The organism is Gellertiella sp. DMC107, assembly GCF_056313605.1.
The window spans coordinates 1-1909 of sequence record NZ_JBQUZZ010000011.1; the positions used below are offsets into that span (position 1 = coordinate 1).

General features: G+C 66.0%; 2 protein-coding genes. Both read right to left on the reverse strand.

The window, feature by feature from the left end; translation table 11 throughout:
- Positions 1 to 959: urocanate hydratase (hutU, locus tag ACT54B_RS21180; protein ID WP_476047912.1), on the reverse strand; the 959-nt coding region annotated here is incomplete at its 3' end.
- A 12-nt stretch (positions 960 to 971) separates the two neighbouring features.
- On the reverse strand, positions 972 to 1769 hold the full coding sequence (hutG, locus tag ACT54B_RS21185; protein WP_476047914.1) for an N-formylglutamate deformylase: 798 nt from the start codon (positions 1767 to 1769) through the stop codon (positions 972 to 974).
- Positions 1770 to 1909: the final 140 nt, after the last annotated feature.

The following is a 1909-nucleotide window of genomic DNA, read 5'->3' on the forward strand; positions in this document are numbered from 1 at the left end:
AAATCCACCATTGCCGCCACATGCAGCTTCATGCTGGCGCGGGCCGCGCTCTCGACGGATTTCGGGTCGCTTTCCTGCTTGGCGCGCCATTCCGCGACGGTCCAGCCGATGGGGAGGTAGCCGTGGATCGGATCATGCGCGGAGGTCTGGTCGGTGACAATATCCGGGCGGGGGCCGCCCGCCTTCATGCGGCGCACCAGTTCCGGGAAGACTTCGGCCGCGTTGCCGATAAGGGCAACGGATTTCGCCTCGCCGGCCTTCGTCCAGCGCCCGATCATCTCCAGCGCCTCGTCGAGCGAATGGGTCTTCTCGTCGCAATACCGGGTGCGAATGCGGAAATCCGCGCGGGTTTCGTCGCATTCGACCGCCAGGCAGCAGGCGCCGGCCATGACCGCCGCCAGCGGCTGCGCGCCGCCCATGCCGCCGAGACCACCCGTCAGGATCCACTTGCCCTTGAGGCTGCCGCCATAATGCTGGCGTCCGGCCTCCGCGAAGGTTTCATAGGTGCCCTGCACGATGCCCTGGGTGCCGATATAGATCCAGGACCCGGCGGTCATCTGGCCGTACATCATCAGGCCCTTGCGGTCGAGCTCGTTGAAATGGTCCCAGGTGGCCCAGTGCGGCACGAGGTTCGAGTTGGCAATCAGCACGCGCGGCGCATCCGCATGGGTCTTGACGACGGCAACCGGCCGGCCCGACTGCACGACCAGCGTCTCGTCGGCTTCGAGCTCCTTGAGCGCAGCGACGATCCGGTCGAAATCCTCCCAGGTGCGGGCGGCCCGGCCAATGCCGCCATAAACCACGAGTTCATGGGGGTTTTCGGCGACATCCGGGTGCAGATTGTTCATCAGCATGCGCAAAGGCGCTTCGGTCAGCCAGCTCTTGGCATTCAGAGCCGTGCCGGTCGGGGGATAGATTTCGCGCGCATTGTGGCGGGCATTCTTCGGCGAATGGGTCATCATGGTCCTCCTTCAGGAAAGCTGCGGTGCACGTTCGGCAAGGCGCGTCAGCATCCGGGCAAGGACCTTTCGCAGCGATGCGGCCTTCGCGGGGTCGAGCGCGAAGGGTGGAATTTCTGATGCAAGATGGGTCGACTGGGCGAGCTCCATCTGTATGGCGTGAAAGCCCTGGTCCGGACGGCCATAGTGGCGGGTCGTCCAGCCGCCCTTGAAGCGGCCGTTCACCACATGGCTCTGGCCGGACATGCGTGCCTCCTCCGCCACGGCGGCTTCGAGGACCGCCGCGCAGGTCGTTCCGTCATTCGTCCCGATGTTGAAATCGGGCAGCGTGCCCTTGAACAGCCAGGGAATGACGGAGCGGATCGAATGGCAATCGAACAGGATCGCCACGCCATGGCGGGCGCGTACCCGCTCCATCTCCGCGGCAAGGGCCGCGTGATAGGGGGCATGGAATTGCGCCAGGCGCTCGGCCACCTCGTCCGGGGTGGGCTCTGCGCCTTCCTTCCAGATCGGCACGCCATCGAAGTTGGTCTGCGGCACCAGCGCGGTGGTCGATGCGCCGGGATAGAGGCTCTGGCCCGAAGGGTCGCGGTTCGCATCGATGACGTAGCGGTGAAACCCCGCCTCGACGACGGTCAACCCGGGAACGATATCCCGGTAGAGCGCATCCACGTGCCAGTCCGTGTCGCGCAGCAACAAACCTTCGGCATTCAGCCTGGCGGCCATGTCCGGCGGCAGGTAGGTGCCCGTATGGGGCATACCGAGCACCACCGGCCCATCGCCCCGCGTGACGGTAAACGGCGCGCTCATGCGGTAAGGCCGGGAAGGATGCCGGGGCCTGCCGCCCCGATCAGCATGCCGGATGCGACGATCTCGCCGGCCGCGGCCATGTCGTCGCCCATGAACCGGTCTTCGACAAGCGGCGCGATCCGTTCGCGGATGGCGGCCTT

Excerpts from the sequence above, each read along its gene's own strand:
- hutG (WP_476047914.1), bottom strand. The coding sequence starts at position 1,769 with ATGAGCGCGCCGTTTACCGTCACGCGGGGCGATGGGCCGGTGGTGCTC.